At 37.4% G+C, this 19,051-nt stretch carries 21 protein-coding genes; 8 read left to right on the plus strand and 13 right to left on the minus strand.

Annotation, left to right across the window (positions count from 1 at the left end; translation table 11 throughout):
• Nucleotides 1-40: 40 nt before the first annotated feature.
• Nucleotides 41-754 carry a 7-cyano-7-deazaguanine synthase QueC gene (gene queC / locus CYP28_RS03070; RefSeq protein WP_258034131.1) on the minus strand — a complete coding sequence of 238 codons (714 nt, stop codon included), beginning with the start codon at nucleotides 752-754 and terminating at the stop codon, nucleotides 41-43.
• Nucleotides 755-779: 25 nt separating this feature from the next.
• Here queC and ybeY point away from each other — a divergent pair, with 25 nt between their 5' ends.
• Nucleotides 780-1,226 (plus strand): rRNA maturation RNase YbeY, encoded by a 447-nt coding sequence (gene ybeY, locus CYP28_RS03075; RefSeq protein ID WP_072594784.1) that lies wholly within the window; start codon nucleotides 780-782, stop codon nucleotides 1,224-1,226.
• Here ybeY and CYP28_RS03080 read toward each other — a convergent pair.
• From CYP28_RS03080 to mobB, 5 genes are read right to left on the minus strand one after another with little or no spacing between them, the layout of a single operon-like run.
• Entirely contained in the window at nucleotides 1,215-2,198 is a 984-nt protein-coding gene (locus tag CYP28_RS03080; protein ID WP_103593040.1) for a ferrochelatase, read from the minus strand. The genes ybeY and CYP28_RS03080 overlap by 12 nt on opposite strands.
• Nucleotides 2,199-4,121 (minus strand): methionine--tRNA ligase, encoded by a 1,923-nt coding sequence (gene metG / locus CYP28_RS03085; protein ID WP_103593041.1) that lies wholly within the window; start codon nucleotides 4,119-4,121, stop codon nucleotides 2,199-2,201.
• A gap of 15 nt (nucleotides 4,122-4,136) precedes the next feature.
• A complete protein-coding gene (locus tag CYP28_RS03090) occupies nucleotides 4,137-4,355 on the minus strand; it encodes a hypothetical protein (protein WP_021090564.1) in 219 nt (72 codons plus the stop codon).
• A complete protein-coding gene (locus CYP28_RS03095) occupies nucleotides 4,355-5,218 on the minus strand; it encodes a class 1 fructose-bisphosphatase (RefSeq protein ID WP_258034132.1) in 864 nt (287 codons plus the stop codon). Before CYP28_RS03095 ends, CYP28_RS03090 begins: the two co-directional genes overlap by 1 nt.
• Nucleotides 5,218-5,697, minus strand: a complete 480-nt coding sequence (gene mobB, locus CYP28_RS03100; RefSeq protein WP_084040860.1) for a molybdopterin-guanine dinucleotide biosynthesis protein B — start codon at nucleotides 5,695-5,697, stop codon at nucleotides 5,218-5,220. Before mobB ends, CYP28_RS03095 begins: the two co-directional genes overlap by 1 nt.
• A gap of 120 nt (nucleotides 5,698-5,817) precedes the next feature.
• Between mobB and CYP28_RS03105 the strand changes: the two genes are divergently transcribed.
• Entirely contained in the window at nucleotides 5,818-6,297 is a 480-nt protein-coding gene (locus tag CYP28_RS03105; protein ID WP_103593043.1) for a hypothetical protein, read from the plus strand.
• Here CYP28_RS03105 and CYP28_RS03110 read toward each other — a convergent pair.
• The 3 genes from CYP28_RS03110 to gltX are packed head-to-tail and all read right to left on the minus strand — an operon-like array spanning nucleotide 6,218 to nucleotide 9,430.
• Nucleotides 6,218-7,855 carry a lytic transglycosylase domain-containing protein gene (locus CYP28_RS03110; protein ID WP_103593044.1) on the minus strand — a complete coding sequence of 546 codons (1,638 nt, stop codon included), beginning with the start codon at nucleotides 7,853-7,855 and terminating at the stop codon, nucleotides 6,218-6,220. The two genes, CYP28_RS03105 and CYP28_RS03110, sit on opposite strands and share 80 nt — an antisense overlap.
• Nucleotides 7,833-8,126 carry a YggT family protein gene (locus CYP28_RS03115; protein ID WP_103593045.1) on the minus strand — a complete coding sequence of 98 codons (294 nt, stop codon included), beginning with the start codon at nucleotides 8,124-8,126 and terminating at the stop codon, nucleotides 7,833-7,835. Before CYP28_RS03115 ends, CYP28_RS03110 begins: the two co-directional genes overlap by 23 nt.
• A gap of 8 nt (nucleotides 8,127-8,134) precedes the next feature.
• Entirely contained in the window at nucleotides 8,135-9,430 is a 1,296-nt protein-coding gene (gene gltX, locus CYP28_RS03120; protein ID WP_103593046.1) for a glutamate--tRNA ligase, read from the minus strand.
• 145 nt (nucleotides 9,431-9,575) lie between these two features.
• Here gltX and mscL point away from each other — a divergent pair, with 145 nt between their 5' ends.
• From mscL to CYP28_RS03150, 6 genes are all read left to right on the plus strand, one after another.
• Nucleotides 9,576-9,980, plus strand: coding sequence for a large-conductance mechanosensitive channel protein MscL (gene mscL, locus CYP28_RS03125; protein WP_103593047.1), 405 nt, complete (start codon nucleotides 9,576-9,578; stop codon nucleotides 9,978-9,980).
• Nucleotides 9,981-10,082: 102 nt separating this feature from the next.
• Entirely contained in the window at nucleotides 10,083-10,721 is a 639-nt protein-coding gene (locus tag CYP28_RS03130) for a Crp/Fnr family transcriptional regulator (RefSeq protein ID WP_084040852.1), read from the plus strand.
• 120 nt (nucleotides 10,722-10,841) lie between these two features.
• Nucleotides 10,842-11,414, plus strand: coding sequence for a cytochrome c3 family protein (locus CYP28_RS03135; RefSeq protein WP_103593048.1), 573 nt, complete (start codon nucleotides 10,842-10,844; stop codon nucleotides 11,412-11,414).
• A gap of 9 nt (nucleotides 11,415-11,423) precedes the next feature.
• Entirely contained in the window at nucleotides 11,424-12,791 is a 1,368-nt protein-coding gene (locus tag CYP28_RS03140) for a multiheme c-type cytochrome (RefSeq protein WP_021090702.1), read from the plus strand.
• A gap of 192 nt (nucleotides 12,792-12,983) precedes the next feature.
• Nucleotides 12,984-14,096 (plus strand): metallophosphoesterase, encoded by a 1,113-nt coding sequence (locus tag CYP28_RS03145; RefSeq protein ID WP_103593049.1) that lies wholly within the window; start codon nucleotides 12,984-12,986, stop codon nucleotides 14,094-14,096.
• 1 nt (nucleotide 14,097) lies between these two features.
• Nucleotides 14,098-14,892 carry a phosphatidylserine decarboxylase gene (locus CYP28_RS03150; protein WP_103593050.1) on the plus strand — a complete coding sequence of 265 codons (795 nt, stop codon included), beginning with the start codon at nucleotides 14,098-14,100 and terminating at the stop codon, nucleotides 14,890-14,892.
• A 467-nt stretch (nucleotides 14,893-15,359) separates the two neighbouring features.
• Here CYP28_RS03150 and ychF read toward each other — a convergent pair whose 3' ends face one another.
• Genes ychF through apt form a run of 4 tightly spaced genes read right to left on the minus strand, consistent with a single transcriptional unit; the run spans nucleotide 15,360 to nucleotide 19,050 of the window.
• Entirely contained in the window at nucleotides 15,360-16,463 is a 1,104-nt protein-coding gene (ychF, locus tag CYP28_RS03155) for a redox-regulated ATPase YchF (protein ID WP_103593051.1), read from the minus strand.
• Nucleotides 16,463-17,914 carry a leucyl aminopeptidase gene (locus tag CYP28_RS03160; RefSeq protein ID WP_103593052.1) on the minus strand — a complete coding sequence of 484 codons (1,452 nt, stop codon included), beginning with the start codon at nucleotides 17,912-17,914 and terminating at the stop codon, nucleotides 16,463-16,465. The genes ychF and CYP28_RS03160 overlap by 1 nt, the downstream gene beginning before the upstream one ends.
• A complete protein-coding gene (locus tag CYP28_RS03165; RefSeq protein WP_103593053.1) occupies nucleotides 17,895-18,500 on the minus strand; it encodes a DedA family protein in 606 nt (201 codons plus the stop codon). Before CYP28_RS03165 ends, CYP28_RS03160 begins: the two co-directional genes overlap by 20 nt.
• Nucleotide 18,501: 1 nt before the next feature.
• The gene (gene apt, locus CYP28_RS03170; RefSeq protein ID WP_103593054.1) at nucleotides 18,502-19,050 is read right to left on the minus strand and encodes an adenine phosphoribosyltransferase; all 549 of its coding nucleotides are present in this window, start codon (nucleotides 19,048-19,050) and stop codon (nucleotides 18,502-18,504) included.
• Nucleotide 19,051 lies beyond the last annotated feature (1 nt).

A 19,051-nucleotide genomic window follows, 5' to 3' on the forward strand; every position in this document is an offset into this window, starting at 1 on the left:
CTTTAATACCCTTGCTTAATAATTTGCCACTTTTAGAGGCTCATAAGGAAAATTTTTGATTTTTATATGTGATTTTATCAGTGGCGTTTGCCTTTTTAAAGCCATTTAGCCTTAGCCTACAGCTATCACAAAGTCCGCATGCCTCGTCCTCACTCTCATAGCAGCTCCAGGTTAGCTCTATTGGTGAGTCAAGTTCTAGCGATTTTAATACAATGTCAGCCTTGCTTAAATTTACAAGAGGTGTAACTATCTGGCAAGAAAAGCTATCTGATGTGCCTAAATTTATAGCTTCGTTCATTCTTTTTATGAAGCTCTCTTTGCAGTCTGGGTATCCTGAGCTATCTTCTTCTACGACTCCGATATAGATAGCTTGTGTATTTTCTTTTTCAGCAAGGGCAGCAGCGACTGAGATAAAAATGCCATTTCGAAAAGGCACGTAAGTATTTGGCACATCTTTTTCTACCCCATCTTTTCTTATTTTCATGCTGGTATCTGTTAACGAATTTCCACCGATTTGTGCTATAAAGCTAACATCAAGGCTAAGCTTTTTAGCAACCCCTAGTCGCTCACATATCTCATCAAACGCACGCTTCTCGCGCCTCATCGTCCTTTGTCCATAGTCAAAATGAAGCGCTACGATATCATATCCAGCCTTTTTTGCCATTACAGCACAAAGCGTGCTATCCATACCGCCGCTCATTATACAAACTGCTTTTTTCATATTTTGCCTTTTATTTTTGCTAGAATTATACAAAAAGTTACTAAGGAAAGAGCCTAAAATGATACTTTGCGAAGAGAGCTATCCAAAAATTTTAGATGAAATTTGTGAATATTTGACACTAGGAGAAATCGAGCTAGTTTTTGTCGATAAGGAAGAAATGAGAGAACTAAATAAAACCGAGCGAGGCATTGATAAAACGACAGATGTTTTAAGCTTTCCGCTTGAGCTTGTCATTCACGCCCCACTTGGCTCAATCGTTATAAACAAAGATATGGTAAAAGAGAAAGCAACTGAGCTAAATCATAGTGAAGAGGCCGAAACCGCACTACTTTTTACACATGGATTGCTTCATATCTTGGGATTTGATCATGAAAAAGATGATGGCGAAATGAGAGAAAAAGAGTGCGAAGTGATAAAAAAATTTGAGCTGCCTAAAAGTCTAATCGTAAGAAGCGAGGATGTTAGGCTAATCGATCTTATAAATAATAAAAATTTAAAAGAGTAGATTTTCTTCAGATGTTTTGTGAAGCTCTTCTAAAAGCTCCTCTTTTTGGCATAAAATCAATATATAGATAAAATTTTTAAGCTTTTTTATCTCGCTTAAATTTTTAAAGTAGATTGCGTTTTGTACTTTTAATAATGAGCCTTCTGGCAAGCAAATTTTTATCTCATTAGGGCTAAATTTTTTATTTAAAAATATACTTTGGCTTATGAATAAATCTTCATCGCTTTCAGTAATTATGGCTCTAAAGCTATTTCCAAAACTAGTAGGAAGAAAATTTTTATCTATAAAAATCGGATCAAAATGCCCGTAAATCCTACCTTCGTAAGGCTTAAATGAAATTTTATTGCTATCAAGAAATTTTAAAAGCCCATAAAACATCCCAGCAAAAACTCGTGGTATGTTTAAGTTTTGATAGTATGTTTGTTTAAAGACTGTGTTTGTAAAAAATATCGAGCTCGGATTTATCTCGTGCATAGTAGTATCTGTGTAAATGGTCTCAAAAAGAGGCGATATTCGCTGAAGTGTTCTTGTATCATCGCCAAAAAAGATATCAAAGACCTTTGCATGAAAAATTTGATTAAAAAGCTCAGTGATATTTTTTGACATGACGTGTGCGTTAGAGCCAAGTTTTGATTTTTCTAAAAAGTCATTTATAAAAGGATTTACGGCGCAAAATTTTAAATCTTTGTGAGTAGCCTCAAATCTCATGAGCTTTATCATGGCGGTCTGTAAGCTACTAACTTTTAAAAAGGCGATCTCTTTGTCGATAATTGGCACATTATCTTCGCTAATTATGGCGTATGCGCCTTGTTTAATCGCTGTTTCTATGTCGCTATCGTTTGCGTTTAAGCAAATATACGCAAAGCCACGTCTTACATGCTTTAGCTCGAAAACAAACTCGCTTACGCTAGTTATTGTCGGTGCATTTAGAGCCTCGGCATTTATTAGACGAGTTAAATTTTCTATTGTCATTTAGCCAACGATCGCACCGTTTTTAACTTTGCCTTGCGTACCAAGAAGCGTTAGCGAGCCATCAGATGCGCTTAGAATCATACCTTGTGAGACATATTTTTTCATCATCGTTCGCTCTTTTAAATTTGCTAAAACGCAAACTTGTTTGCCCACAAGCGAGCTAGGCTCGTAGTATTTAGCGATACCAGAAAGAATTTGACGTGGCTGTTCCTCGCCAAGATCTATCTTAAATTTAAGCAGTTTCTCACTACCCTCGACTCTCTCGCACTCGAGCACTTCGCCAACTTTTATCACGATCTTGGCAAAGTCATCGATGCTAATGATACCTTCTTCATTTTTCTCCTCTTTTGGCTCAGCTTTTGCCTCTACTTTTGGCTCATTTGCCTCTCCCATTAGCTCTTTTTCTATCCTTGGGAAAAGTGGCTCTGTAGCTTTTGCCACAAAATTTGAAATTTCATTTTTTAATACAAGGCTTTCATAAGATACTGTGTCTATGCTAAAGCTAAGCGTGTCAGCTATCTTGGCACAAGTTTTTGGCATAGCTGGACTAAGTAGTATCGCTACTTTTGCAAGTAAATTTGCGCAAAGTGCCACAAGTGCGTTTGCCTCGTCAGTTTTGCCAGCTTTTACAAGTGACCATGGCTCATACTTCGCAACGGCTGCATTTGCAAGCGTTACGACCTTCCAAAGATCCTCTAAATAGCGGTTTGTAGCTAAATTTTCTAAATTTTTAATAGCCTCATCAAGGTAGCCTTTTGCTTCATCAAGCTCAGCTTTGTGAAATTTGAGCACATCTTTTGAGCCGATTTTATAGTCGCTATACTTTGCGCTCATGCCAACAATGCGGCTTAGCAAGTTGCCAAGTCCGTTGCCAAGTTCTGAGTTTATACGCTCGATCAAAGCCTTTTGGCTGTAGTCGCCATCTTGACCAAATGGTACTTCTCTAAGCAAAAAGTATCTGAAATTTTCAAGTCCGTAAGCGTTTGCGACCTCTCTTGGGTTTATAACATTACCCTTACTTTTGCTCATCTTTTCACCATTTATAGTCCACCAGCCGTGCGCTGCTACATGTTTTGGTAATGGCAATCCAAGACTCATCAAAAATGCCGGCCAGTAAACTGCGTGAAAACGTAAAATATCTTTGCCAACGATGTGAGTAGTGTATGGCCAAAGATCCATTCTAGCGTCATCTCTTGAATATCCTAGTGTTGTTAGGTAGTTTATAAGTGCGTCAAGCCAGACGTACATAACGTGCTTTTCATCGTTTGCGCTCTTTGGTAGCTTTATGCCCCAGTCAAAGCTCGTTCTGGTTACAGAAAGATCTTTTAGTCCACCTTTTACAAAGCTTACGACCTCGTTTTTCTTACCTTTTGGGATGACGCAAAGCTCGTCATTTTCGTACCATTTTAAAAGCGCGTCTTCATATTTTGAAAGCTTGAAAAAGTAGCTCTCTTCTTTGACTAAAGACGTCACGCGGCCGCAGTCTGGACAGTGATTGTCTTCTAGTAGGTCTCTTTGGTTAAAAAAAGTTTCGCAGCTAACGCAGTAAAAGCCTTCGTATTCGCCTTTGTAAATATCGCCATTTGCTTGCATCTTTTCAAAGACATTTTGTACGGTTTGCTTGTGCCCTTCGTCGGTCGTTCTTATAAAATGATCATAGCTTATCTCAAACTCATCCCAAAGTGACCTAAATTTAGCGCTAATCTCGTCGGCGTACTCTTTTGGAGTCTTGCCTCTAGCACGAGCTGCTTGCTCGATCTTTTGTCCGTGCTCGTCTGTGCCCGTCATAAAGTAGGTCTCTTTGCCTTGCAAGCGGTTAAATCTAGCAAGTGTATCGGCGATGATGGTCGTATATGCGTGGCCAATGTGTGGCACGTCGTTTACATAGTATATTGGGGTCGTTATATAAGCTTTTTCTTTCATATTTTTCCTTTTATTTTAAAAATCAAATCCACCGTCGCTGCCAGTATTGCCTTTTGACATCGAGTTGTAGCAGCTATTTACGTATTCTTTTCTTGTCTCGCAGTCAAAAAATACTTCGCAGTTAAAGCAGCTTTTTTGCCCTTTTTGGCTTTGGCACTCTTGCAAAATTTTTGCCTTTTGCTTTAAGGCTAGCTCAAATGCGTCAAGTGACTCGCTTGCTTGTGTTTCTTGCATTATTTTTGCTCGTAAAATTTATGTAAAAGTGAAATTTCATCACGTGAGCCAAAAAAGCATGGCGTTGTTTGGTGAATTTTTTCTATTTTTATATCAAAAAGTGTTTGGTTTTTGCCGTTTGTCGTTGCGCCCTTTGCGTTTTCATATATGAAGGCAAATGGCAACACTTCAAAGACCACTCTTAGCTTACCATTTGGATGATCGCTCGTTGCTGGATAGCTAAAAAGGCCGCCACCTTTTAGCAAAATTTGATGCAAATCGCTCACCATCGCACCTGAGTATCTTAGTCTGTAGCCTTGGTTGAATAGCTCGTTTATAAAATTTCTATGCGTTTGGCTCCAGCCTTTTTGTGTGGCTCCCGTGGCATTTAGCTTGCCTTTTTCTTTTAGCTCAAGCTCTTTTATAAATTTAAACTCGCCCTCTTTGCCAAGTCTATAAAATTTAGGCAAAGCACCCTTTTTCTCAGCAATTACCAGCTCAAGTCTTGGGCCATAGATGCTGTAAGCTGCGGCTATTAAATTTTCTGGTTTTACCTCGTTTTCGTAGATGCCAAAGATTGAGCCAACGGCAAAATTTACATCAACTAGGCTTGAGCCATCAAGTGGATCATAAGCGATGATAAATTTAGCATTTTTATTGATCTCAAGCTCGTCCTCTTTCTCTTCACTAATTAGCGCTTTTACGCAGGCAAGCTCCTTAAATTTAGCTGTGATGATCTCGTCGCTTTTGACATCAAGCTTTAGCTGTGTGTCGCCGGTTGCGTTTTCGTGAGTTGTGTAGCCAAGATCGGCGTATTTTATCACTTCGCTTATCTCTTTTGCGATATCTTTTATGGTGTTAAAAATTTGGTTTAATTCTTGCATTATACAGCCTTTGCATTTTTGATTATCCACGCACAAATAGCGTCTATATCGTCTAAATTTATATTTTTTATCTCGTAAGGAATTTGTTTTTTGTATGTTGCGATCGCATCTGAAAAGCTAAGATATTTTTCATCTATTTCATCTTTAAAAACACTTAATCTTGGTAGTGGAAGCGTCTTTAAACCCTCGACTAAGAGCATATCAAACTCGCCTAGCATTTTAATGACATCGCTAATTTCTTGTGGATTTTGTGAGAAATAAGTTGTTCTAGTCGGACTCATCACCACCACATCTGCCCCAGTTTGTGAAAATTTAAAGCTATCCTTGCCTTCAACGTCAAATTTAGCCTTGTCGCCCGGGTCGTGTTTTACTATCGCGACTTTCAAACCATCATCTATAAATTTCTTTGCAACTTTTAAAATAAGAGTTGTTTTTCCGCTATTTGAAGGGCCAGAAAAAGCGATAGCAAGTCTTTTCATAAGAACCTTTTTTGTTAAAATTTCTCGCGATTATAACTTATGTTGGCTTTAAAATTTATGAGTGAAATTTAAAAATTAAAATGCTAAAATGGCAGAAATTTTAGAGATTCAAGAGTTTTTATGAGTAAATTTATATCGTTTTTTGTATTTATTTTGATGATATTTGGCTGTGCTGGTGAAAAAGTAATCGTGCATGAGCCGTTAAAAAATGAGCTTCTAGCTTACACGAGCAAAAGTGAGATTATTGATGGTGCTGACAGGACGCTCATCATCGCTACCTATTTAAATCCGATCTACAATTCAAATTTAGACCAGAGCAAAGAGCACTTTTTGGTGGCTATAAATCCAAAAGAGCACGCTAGCGAGCTAAATAATATAAAGGTAAATAACGACTCAAATGCCACAAATGCAAGGCTACTTGATGAAAATGACGAGATGCTAAAATTTGCTGGATTTTCTATGCCTTGGGCGCTCTATTATGAAGTGACCGCACCAAGTAAGCAAAGTGATGATCTAGCACTTAGTTTCGAAATTTATCAGTCAAAGCCGGTTTTGTTAAATTTTCGAAAAGTTGCGAAATCTTTATATTGGAACCAGTAAGCGCCATATAGATCACATAGTTGGCAAGCACCTTTTTGCCGTAGTTTCTAGTTTCTGCCACAGGGACAAATTCTAGTGATAAAAATGGCTCAAATTTCCCCTCTTTAAACATATCATCTCTTGTGATAAGCTTTTTGGTAAAGCCGATACCGCCGTTGTACGCGTATGCGGTAAAGAGCGGATGATAGAGAAATTTATCAAGATAGTTTAGGTGATGGTTTGCAAATTTAAATGCAACATCTGTTTTAAAAAGATCGTCTTGGTCAAAATTTGGGATTTTTAGCTCTTTTTTGCCGATCGCATTTGCGAGAAACGGCATAAACTGCATCATGCCAAGGGCGTATGAAGTAGAAACTACGCTTGGGATAAAGAGACTCTCTTGTCTAGCCAGAGCGTAGATTATTGACTTTCTCTCGTTGCTGATGCCCTCAAGCTCAGGAGAGCTTGGCATTAAGAAGTATTGCTTCTCCCAGCCATGCGCCTTTTGCATGAAGTATGCATAGGCGCCGATGCTTTCGTTTGTATAAAATTTCTTCGCAAATTCGCTTGCTTGCGTGGCATTCATATCCTTTGCAAGGGCTGCAGTTTTGTTCCATAAAAACGGATCGCTTACGTCAAAATTTTCGATATTTTGCTTACTAGGCCTTGGTACGATGACTTCAAGCGGTTCGCCACCAACCAAATCTCTTGCGTAAAGTGAGTAGATATTCGCGTCCTTACTAGCACTTAGCTCTTTTAAAAAGCTTTCGTTTTTGCTTATCTGGTACTGCCAAAAGGTCGCATTGTCTCTTTGCCAAGCTCTTTCAAATGTGCTCTTGGCTCTTGCAAAAAGGCTAAAGGCGATATCGTCTTGTCCTAGTAAAATGGCATTTAATCCAAGCGTAAAAGCATCACTTTTTTCGGTGACAGTTGGATCGATGCTTAGCAAATTTCTCCTAAAGCCTTCATATTTTTTATTAAAAACAATATCGTTTAATAAATTTGTAAAGCCCTTTTGAGAGTATAGTTTGGTCATGAAATTTGCATCAAAGCTTTCGCTAAAAAGTATACTTTTATTTTGCGGGCTAGAGGCGTTAAATAGCTCTAGAAAGCTCTTTGTATCATTTAAATTTGCAAAAGCTTTAGCCGGATTTACTTCATTTAATGCGAGTAAAATTTTTGATTTTTCTGGATTTGTCTTTGCAAGATTGGCCGCTAAAATTTCACGAGTGTGATTATCAAGTTTTAAGCTAAAAGCAATAGATGTTAGCAAATTTTGGCAGTTTAGATTTGCTTGGGTAATGTTTTTTGCATTTATGCCAGGACATTTACTAGGAGCTGCTTTTGGAGGCAAAATTTTATCAATTGTTTTTTGAACAAGACCTGCTTTTCTAAATACATCTCGCGAAAGGTCTGCGATCTGCTCTTTTGTGTAACTACCCTCGTTAATAAGACGGTTGATGTAATAGTCTTTTGCTAGGCTTTTTGGCTCGTTTTTTAGCTCTTCGTAGGTATAAATTTTGGCCAAAAGAGCAACACAGACAAGAGAGAGAATACTAAAGTGACGCAGCAAAACCAAACAAAAGCCTTATTAAAAATTGATCTAAAAATTGAAGTGCTAAAAGCACAATAAGCGGAGTAAAGTCAATACCACTAAAATTTGTTTTTATATAGTGTCTAATAAAGCTATAAACCGGCTCAGTTAGCCTATAAAGTAACTGCACGACCGGCGAGCTAGGATCAGGTCTGACCCAGCTAATGAGCGCTACTGCGATGATGACCCAAGTATAGACCGTGATAATAAGGTGCAAAATGTTTGCGATCGCTGAAAATAGGGTGGAAAGTATCATTTTTGCTCCTAGATTAAAATTTTAGCTAGATCATATTTGATAAGAGGGTAAAGCTCACTAAGCTCAGGACCGTGAAGGTCGTTTGTAAGAAGCGCACGTAGCGGCATGAAAAAGTTTTTACCTTTTAAATTTGTAGCGCTCATAAGCTCTTTTTTAAACTCATCAAAGCTCTCGCACGCTTTTAAATTACGAGCTGCTTTTTTGATGATTTCAAATTCATTTTTATACTCATCTGGAGCTATTTTTGGTGAGTATATAGCTTCTACTTTTGCTTTTATCTCAGGCACTAGTGAGCTTTCTTGAGTATAAAATTTAACTAGCTCAGCCAAATTTTCATCTACGCCAAAAATTTCTTTTATACGCTCTTTTGAAGCAAGCTTGATGTGTTCTCTATTTATCTGCTCAAGTTTTTTCACGTCAAATCTAGCTGGCGAGCGTGAAATTTTAGTTATATCAAACCACTTCACCGCCTCTTCGATAGTAAAAATTTCAGTTGGAGTTTTGTTGCCAAGAAGTATCAAATAGTTTGCGATTGCTTCAGGTAAAAATCCCTGCTCAAAGAGCCATTTTACGCTTGATTCGTTCTCGCGCTTGCTCATTTTTTTACCTTCAATATTTAAAAGTATAGGCAAATGAGCGTAATTCATCTTGCCGGTGTAGCCAAGACCTTCGCGTATGAGGTCTTGCTTTGGTGTATTGCTCACGTGATCCTCGCCACGTATGACAAAGGTCACGCCCTCAAGCATATCATCGACTGCGCAGGCAAAGTTGTAAGTTGGAGTTTTGTCCGCTCTCATGATGACAAAGCTATCAACAGCGTCTGGCTCGAAGCTCAGCTCGCCCTTGATCGCATCTGTAAAGCTCATCGTGCGTGTTGGCTTTTTCATGCGGATGACAAATGGCTTCTCGCAGTTTAAAACTTCAGCATCGCTTAGTCTCTCGCAGGTACCGTCATATCTATATGCCACGCCTTGTTCTTTTGCTTTTTGTTTTTTTGCCTCGAGTTCTTCTTCGGTGCAAAAGCAAGCAAAGGCCTTTTTATCGATAAGAAGCTTTGAAGCTAACTGCCTGTGGAATTTTAAATTTTCGCTTTGAATATAAATTTGCTCTGGTTTTATGCCAAATTTGCTTAAAATTTCTAAGATATCTTTCTCTTTTCCCTTAATATTTCGCTCTTTGTCGGTATCTTCTATGCGTAAAATAAAGCCACTTTTATCTTGCAAAGAACAAATATAATTAAAAATAGCGGCACGTAAATTTCCTATGTGCATATCTCCTGTTGGAGAGGGTGCAAAACGATACATAAGCTCATTCCTTACGTTAAATTTTGAGTTTGGATTATAACACCAGCTTGATAAATTTAAAGTTATGTAATTTGATTTTTTTAGCCGAAGCAAAGCATTTCTTGAATAAAATCCGAACAAAAATTTAACATTTTTAGGAGAAACAATGAGTTTTATAAGCGAATTTAAAGAATTTGCGATGCGTGGAAATGTCATAGATATGGCAGTTGGTGTTGTTATAGGTGGCGCGTTTGGAAAGATCGTTTCATCACTAGTTGGCGATGTTATTATGCCAGTTGTTGGTGTTTTAACTGGCGGTGTAAATTTCACTGATCTTAAACTTACATTAAAAGAAGCGGTAGAGGGAGCGCCTGCTGTTACGATAAATTATGGCTCATTTATACAAACAATGGTTGATTTTTTAATAATCGCATTTTGTATTTTCTGCGTTATCAAAGCTTTAAATACACTTAAAAATAAATTACCAAAAGAGGAGCCAGCTCCAGCAGAGCCTGAAACTCCTGCTGATATAGCACTTCTAACTGAGATCAGAGATCTTCTTAAAAAATAATTTCATACAATTCAAGGGGAAAATTCCCTTTGAAAATCTATTAAAATTTATCTTATTTTTATATGCTAAAATGTTTTTTATTTTAAAAAGGCGAGTAAAAATATGATAGAAAAAATTCCGTTTTTTCAAGGCTTAAACGAAGAAGATTTAGCCAAACTTGAAGCCATAAGTGTCGTAAAAAAGTATAAAAAGGGTGAATTTTTATTTATAGAAGGCGAGGAGCCAAAATGGTTAATATTTTTAATAAGCGGCTCTGTTAAGCTTTATAAAACCACGGCAAACGGAAAAGAAATTTTTATTCATCAGTTAGCACCTATGAATTTCGTGGCGGAAGTTGTAAATTTTGAAAATATTGTCTACCCAGCTAGTGCCATTTTTACCATATCCGGCGAGGTGTTAAAGATAAATTATGAAAAATTTGCGGCTGAATTTTTAATAAAACCAGAAATTTGTATGAAATTTTTAAAGTCAATGTCTGAAAAGATAAGAATCACAACAAATTTACTTCATCAAGAGTTAATTTTAAGCTCAGAAGAAAAAGTGGCTAGGTTTATTTTAGATCATGAAGATTTATTTAATGAGCTAAAACATACAAAAATTTCATCAATACTTAATATGACTCCAGAAACTTTTTCGAGAATTTTAAATAAATTTAAAACAAATGGTTTGGTTAAACTTGACGAAAAGAACCAAATTTTGGAAAAAGATATAGGTGGGCTACAAGAAATTTATTCTTATTGAAAGTTAATATCAAATAAATATTTTTATTTACTTAAAGAAAAAATTTATATTTTTTTAGATAACATTCACCTAAAATTTTCGTAAAAATTTACGATATATTGATAAATTCAGGAGGAGATTTTGGCTGAAGTTAAGAAGAAATTTTTTGTTTGGTCATCTGTGATAATAGGCATCGTAATCGGCCTTATCGCTTCTATGGGCGTAGCTGATGCACTTCATGCGACTGGTAGTGGCTACATCTGTACCATTTGTCACACGATGGATCCTATGAATGCTGCATATCATGAAGATGTACACGGCGGCAATAACAAGCTTGGCATAAAAGCTGAATGTTCAGCCTGTCACCTAAATCATACAAGTGCCTATACCTATGTACTTACAAAACTTAAAGTATCGATAAATGATGGCTATAAGACATTTTTTACAGATACTGATAAGATCGACTGGCGCAAAAAACGTGAGCATGCATCTCATTTCGTCTATGATAGTGGATGTTTGACTTGTCACTCAAATTTAAAAAATGTTATTCAAGCTGGTAAATCATTCTTACCGCATAGAGACTATTTCGTTCTTGGAAATCCTAATAAAAAATCGTGCGTAGATTGTCATAATCACGTAGGCCACAAAAATTTAGGACTTCATATAGATAAATTTGAAGCAATTAAAAAACAAGAAAACAATAAAACCAAGTAAGGAGGAGAGATGTTTAAAAAGTCGCTAATGTTATTAGCCTGTCTAATGTCTTTTGGCTTTGCCGCAAACATGGATGCAAATAAATCTGACGCTTTAAACCTTAATGTTGTAAAAAACATTAAAGTTGCTCACAAAATGTCAGACTTATCAAAAAGCTGTGTTGAGTGCCACGCTAAAGAGACACCCGGCATAGTTGCCGATTGGAAAAATAGTCGCCACGCTCACGTTGGTGTAAGTTGTATGGATTGCCACTCTGTAAATGCAGATAATCCTATGGCTTCAGTTAAGGTGCATCCAAAAGATTCTAACAACCACGTATCAATGCTAGTTAGCCCAAAAACTTGTGCTAAGTGCCACGAGAATGAGGTTGAAGAATTTGTTAAGAGTGGTCACGCAAGAGGTGCTATGCAAATGTATGCTAACCCTGCGATGGTAAAACTAATGTATCACTATGAAGGTATGGATCATCCAGAATACAAAATGGCTCCAGACGCTACTGGTTGTACACAGTGCCACGGAACCGTCATCAAACTAGACGCTGATCACAAACCTACAAAAGAGACTTGGCCAAACTACGGTATAGGTAATGTTTATCCTGATGGTGGCGTAGGCGGATGTAAATCATGCCACAGCGCACACACATTTAGCATAGCTGAAGCTAGAAAACCAGCTGCTTGTGCATCTTGCCACCTTGGACCTGATCACCCAGATATTGAGATCTTTAACAACTCAATGCACGGACATATCTATAATAGCGAAGCTCACAAATGGAATTTTGATGCTGCTCCTGATACATGGGATGTACCAGACTTTAGAGCTCCAACTTGTGCAGCTTGCCACATGAGTGGTGTTGGTGAAACAACAACAACTCACAATGTTTCAAGAAGACTAAAATGGAACCTATGGGGCGTCAGCAGTAAGCTAAGAACAGCTGGTGATGAACAAGCTGCTGTTGTTTACGAAAAAACTGGCAAACTAACCATAGGAACGCCACTTGCAGGTCATCCAAATGGACCAGAAGCAGCAAGAGCTGAGATGAAGCTAGTTTGTAAAGCTTGCCATACATCAACTCATACAGATAACTTCTTCATTATGGGTGATAAGCAAGTAGAGCTTTATAACGTTTACAATGCTGAAGCAACTAAGATGCTTGAAGAGTTGAAAGCTAAAAACTTACTACTCGCAGACGCTTGGGAAGATGAATTCCAAGATGTTTACTATCATATGTGGCACCACGAAGGTCGCCGTATGAGACAAGGTGCTTTAATGGGTGGTCCTGACTACTCACACTGGCATGGAGTATTCGAAGTTAAAAATGATATTAGAAAACTTCGTGAGATACACAAACAAAGAATGGAAACTGGTAAAGTTAAATAATTCTTTATAAGGTGGGTTTTCTCCCACCTTACTTTCTTAAATAACTATTAGATTTACTCAACTTAAATCATTTTTTATACGTTCAAAACTATACAATTTTTAAGACTAATAACATTAAAAGTAAGATATTAATTTTTATAGTACAAATTTAAAAATATAAAATATAATTTTTTATTTTTACAAGGAGAATTTTTGGGACTTTTGAGAATTATTATTGGAGCATTTATATTTAGTTTTCTTATAAATTTTTATTCATATAACCGTTTCATAAAAAAGGTTTCATTTTTTATACCACATCTTGCAAAAATCAGGATACTTTTATATGTTATTTGTATTCTTGAGTTTATATTTGTTCTTCAGATCAGGTTTTCATTCTTAAGCATTGAGCTTTATTTGATCGCTGGTACGCTCATAGGATTTTCACTATTTTTGTTTGCTGTTAGTCTATTTTACGATATTTTACGTAGTATTTTTTCTAAGAGTAATTTTAGTCCAACAAGACGAAAATTTATAAAATTTTGTTTTGATATTACATTTGTTATTTTTGTAATTGCTTGTTTTTTAAAAGGTATTTTCAATGCTTTAACACCACCAAAGATCAGACAAGTAGATATAAAAATAAAAAATTTACAAAGCACCCTAAAAATAGCCATGATAACGGACGTGCATATAGGAGAATTTCTGCAGAAAGATTTTATGAAAAAACTCGTCAATGACATAAATTTGGCAAATCCTGACATCGTAGTGATAGTGGGCGACTTAGTTGATGTAAATGCTGCTTTTATAGGAGATTTTTTGGAGCCATTAAAAAGTCTTAAAAGCACTTATGGGACTTTTTATGTCCCTGGCAATCATGAGTATTATCACGGGGTAGATGGTATTTTAGAAAAGATCAGTTCTCTTGGCATAGAAATTTTAGGTAATAAAAACAAAAAAATTGCGAGTATAAATCTAGCTGGCGTTTACGATTTGGCTGGCATTAGGTTTAAACATTTAGAGCCAAATTTGGATGAAGCATTGACAGGATGCGACCCGTTGCTACCTACTATCTTGCTCTCTCATCAGCCAAAATTTATAAAATCAATGCAGCAAGACGTTGATCTAGTGCTTTGCGGTCATACGCACGCTGGTCAAATTTTTCCTTTTGGTCTTTTGGTTTTACTTGATCAGGGATTTTTACATGGCCTTTATAAGATTAATGATAAAATGCAAGCTTATGTTAGCAGTGGTGCTGGATTTTGGGGGCCTCCTGTTAGAATTTTTGCTCCAAGTGAGATTGCAATATTAAATTTAAGTAAGGAATAAAATGAATAAAGACAATTTATTTTCTCAAATTTTTGGAAAGGTTGCAAAGATTAACTTTTTTAAACCACTTCAAGAGGCCATAAATTCTTTTTACATAAAGCTGTTTAAGATAGATATGAGCGAGTTTAAGCCAGCAAATGAATATAAAAATTTAAATGAGCTTTTTACTAGAAGGCTCATAAAACCAAGAGATTTTGATGTAGCAGATGAGATGTTTATAAGCCCAGTTGATGGTACTTGTCTTAGTTTTGGCAGCACAAAGGAACTAAGGGCCTTTAGCATAAAAGGCATGGAGTATAGTGTAAGTGAACTATTGGGGCAGAGTGAGCTTGAGGGCGAATATGATTTTGCAAATATCTATCTTAGTCCAAAAGATTATCATCATTATCATGCGCCTTGCGATATTGCCATTAAAAAAGCCGTATACATTCCGGGTAAACTTTACAGCGTGGCTGCAAAATGGCTTGCAAAAGTAGACAGCCTTTATACAAAGAACGAACGCGTAGCGTTATTTTGTGAGATAAAAAATAGTAAGAAGCTTTGGCTTGTTTTTGTAGGTGCGCTAAATGTCGGAAAGATGAAATTTTGTTTTGATGAACGTATACAGACAAATGCGATGGCAAATTTTACACAAATTTACGAGTATGAAAATTTACATATCAAAAAGGGCGAGCACCTTGGGAATTTCGAGCTTGGCTCAACTATCGTGATACTTAGCGAAAAAGATGCGATCGAATACAATCTCTTTGAAAATAAAGAGCTTAAATTTGCTGAGACTATCGGGCTTATAAAATAAATACGCTAGGCATATAAGTAAAATTTTTATACCTTACTTGGCTGGTGCCCTATTTGCTTAGATTTTGGTGGTTTTTTATATATCCATTATAATATGAGCTTAAAATAGTATCATGTTTTTTATAATCATAAAACTCATAGTTTTCAAAATTTATTATAGGTATGAAAGCTTGTAAAATATAATGAGTGTATTATTTTAAAATTTACTAAATAGTCAATATCGTCAAACTCTGCAACTAAGAGCTATTATCTTTACTTATAAAACCCATATTGATATCACAGAGTTGATGGCATTTACATCATTACTTGTATAGAGAAGCTTATGTATCAATAAAGATATTAATAAGACGATATAACTTAGTATATTTTTAAAAGAATTTTTATTAACTATAATAAAGAAGTTTAAATTTGACCTATAGCTTAAGACTTAAATAAACTTTAGCTGTTTAGCCCAAAAGAGGGCTAAATTTAAACATTAAACCTAAAGTGCATAACATCGCCATCTTGTACGACGTAGTCTTTGCCCTCAAGTCTCATCTTGCCAGCATCTTTGGCTCCATTTTCTCCACCATGTGCGATGTAGTCGTCGTAGCTTATCACTTCAGCTCTGATAAAGCCCCTCTCAAAGTCGTTGTGGATGACACTTGCTGCTTTTGGTGCTTTCCAGCCATTTGTGATCGTCCAAGCCCTTACTTCAACGACGCCAGCAGTAAAATAACTTATCAAATTTAGCTTTGCGAAAGATGTTCTTATGATCTTTTCAAGTCCGCTCTCACTCGTGCCAAGAGATGCCAAAAACTCGTGAGCCTCTTCATCGCTTAGACCTATTAGCTCTTCTTCGACCTTGGCGCAAAGTTTGATCACCTCGTGGTCTGAAGCTTTAGCGTACTCTTTTAACGCTTTTACAAATTTATTATCTTCACTAAGCCATTCTTCATCGACATTTGCACCATAAACTACCTCTTTTGCACTTAAAAGTCTTAGCTCTTTGTTAAGTGCCAAAAATGCCTCGCTATCTCTTTGCTCAAAGCTACTTGCACTTTTGCCTTCATTTAGGTGAGCCAAAAGTAAATTTGCTATCTCAAGTGCCTCTTTAGCACCTTTTGCATTTGCCTTCGCCTCTCTTGTGAGTTTTTCTATCTTTTTGTTTAGCTGCTCGATGTCAGCTAGTATTAGCTCAGTTTGGATGATCTCGATGTCTCTTACTGGATCGACGCTACCCTCGACATGGGTGATATTTTCATCTTCAAAGCAACGAACTATATGGAGGATAAGCTCTGTCTCTCTGATGTTTGATAAAAATTTATTGCCAAGTCCCTCGCCTGAACTCGCCCCTTTTACAAGGCCTGCGATATCGACAAATTCGATGGTTGAATACTGAATTTTATTAGGATTTACTATATTTGCAAGCTCATTTAGACGCTTATCAGGCACTGGCACGATGGCTTTGTTTGGCTCAATCGTACAAAACGGATAGTTTGCGCTCTCGGCGTTTTGCGCTTTTGTAAGTGCGTTAAATGTCGTTGATTTGCCCACATTTGGTAGGCCTACTATTCCAACTGAAAGTCCCATCAATTCTCCTTGCTAAGTGCTTGTAAAAAGTATAAATTCATCCTCACGCCAGCCCCGCTCGCACCTGCTTGGTTGTATCCCCAAGCCTTTTCGCGGTATGCCGGGCCTGCGATATCAAGGTGTAGCCACTTATCTTTGTACTCATCTTTGATAAATTTAGCTAGAAACATGCCAGCTGTGATCGCGCCGCCATATCTGCTTGAGGCGCAGTTGCTAACGTCTGCGATCTGGCTTTTGATGAGCTCGCTAAGATAAGGGTTAAAATCAAGTGTAGTCGCTAGTTCGCCGCTATCTTTTATCTTGTTTTTAAACTCGCTTTTTAGACTCTCACTATTGCCCATGATGCCTGTTGTGTATTCGCCAAGTCCCACGACGCAAGCGCCAGTTAAGGTTGCCATATCGATTAGGATGTCTGGCTTAAAGTCCTGCGCGTAGCTTAGACAATCAGCCAGCACCAAACGTCCCTCTGCGTCGGTGTTTCTCACCTCTATGCTAACGCCGCTTCTAGACATTAGCACGTCATCAGGCTTATAAGCGTTACCACCGATCATATTTTCAGTTGCGCCTAAAATAGCGTGGATTTCAAATGGTAAATTTAGCTCCGCCGCACCTTTTATGATGCCTAGAGCTGCTGCTGCACCGCTTTTGTCTGATTTCATAGTGAGCATATAATCAGCTGGCTTTAAGCTAAGGCCACCGCTATCGTATGTTAGGCCTTTGCCAACAAAGATGATGCGTTTTTTAGGCTTTTTAGGCTTGTAAGTTAGGTGGATGAGCCTTGGTTTATGCGCGCTTGCGCGATTTACCGCCAAAAATGCGTTCATATTCTCTTTTGCTAGAAATTTCTCGTCATAGACCTCGCACTTTATGCTTGCGATATTTTTGGCTAAATTTTGCGCATCCTCGGCCATCTTTTGTGGTGTATAAATTTCTGGGATTTCATTTACGATATCTTTTGCGAAATTTGTAGCATTTGCTATTATCTCAGCTTCTTTAAAGCCTTCATTTGCAGCTTTTAGATCGACCTTTTTGCCAGAAAATTCTTCAGTAGAAAAGATGATCTCTTTAAGGGTGTATTTTTCTTTTTTCTCTTTATACTTGTTAAACTCATAGCTTCCAAGCAAAAAGCCCTCAGCAAGTGCTTCAAAACTTAGTTTTTGACACTCTGCTACGTAAGAAGCTAGCTTTATGCTCTTAATATTTAGCGATTTTAGTGCGTTATAAGCTTTAGCCGCCGCAAGCCTTAGCTCGTCAAGATTAAGCTTAGAAAGCGGCACGTAAGCCTTTTTTACCTCACTTAGGATGAGTACGCTCTCGCCTTTATAATTATTAAATTTAATAGCCTCTTTATCGCTTATAAATTTATGTTTTAACTCCTTATCTACTACGAAAATTAGTTCAATATCAGCTTTTATATCTTTTAATTTTTTATCAACTATTTGAAACTGCATGTCTTCTGTCTCTCCTTTCGTTTAAAATTTTATTTTCGATGCGCTTAAATGTATATATTAAAAGTCCCATAAATATAGCAACCACTGGGATAGCGACGTACCAGTACTCTTTTGCTTTTTGAAGCAGCACTAATATATGCTCGCCAAGTATCCAAGCAGGTATGGTGGTGATCGCCGCCCAGCACCAAGCGCTGATTAAATTTATAAAGGCGTATTTTTTAGCATCATAGCCGGTAAGTCCTATGCAAAGCGGTATGATGACACGAAAACCATACATATAGCGTTGCAAAAAGATGATCGGCCAGCCGTATTTTTTCAGCATTATGTGTGCCACTGCAAATTTTCTCCGCTGCGCATGGAGCCTTTTTGCGATGTATTTTTTGTTATAACGGCCAAGGTAGAAGTAAATTTGATCTCCCACAAAGCCTCCAAGTCCAGCCACAAAGATAGCAAGTGCGATGTGCATGTGCGTGGTGTGAGCGAGAATTCCAGCCATTATTAAGGCCATCTCGCCCTCCATGATACACCAGACAAAAAGTATGATGTAGCCGTACTCTTTAAGCAGTTCTATAAAAAATTCTTCCATTCTAAACCTCTAAAACGCTGTAAATTTTAGTAAGCGACTTTAGTTTTTCGCTCCCTTTTAGATCGACTAGATCTATGAGAAAGCACGCTTCTACGCAGGTTGCGTTAGTTTGATTGATAAGCTCAACTGAAGCCTTTGCGGTGCCTCCAGTAGCTATGAGATCGTCCATCAAAAGCACTCTAGCGCCTGCTTTTTCTCCAAAAGCATCGATGTGAATTTGCACTTCATCGACGCCGTATTCTAGGCTATATTTTTGAGAAAGCGTGATAAAAGGCAGTTTTTTTGGCTTGCGAATAGGCACAAAAGGCAGCTTTAGTCTTGCCGCAAGCGCCGCGCCAAAGATGAAGCCACGAGACTCTATACCAGCGATATAGTCGATATTTGAATCCTCATATCTCGCCACCAAATGATCTATCAAAAAGTTAAATGCCTCTTTGTTGTTTAGTAGCGTCGTGATGTCACGAAAGACTATGCCAGGCTTTGGAAAGTCGTTTATGCAGCGAATAGAGTTTAGTAAAAATTCTCTTCCCTTTTGATCTAAAATTTTCATA

The organism is Campylobacter concisus (assembly GCF_002914195.1).
Lineage (GTDB): Bacteria > Campylobacterota > Campylobacteria > Campylobacterales > Campylobacteraceae > Campylobacter_A > Campylobacter_A concisus_M.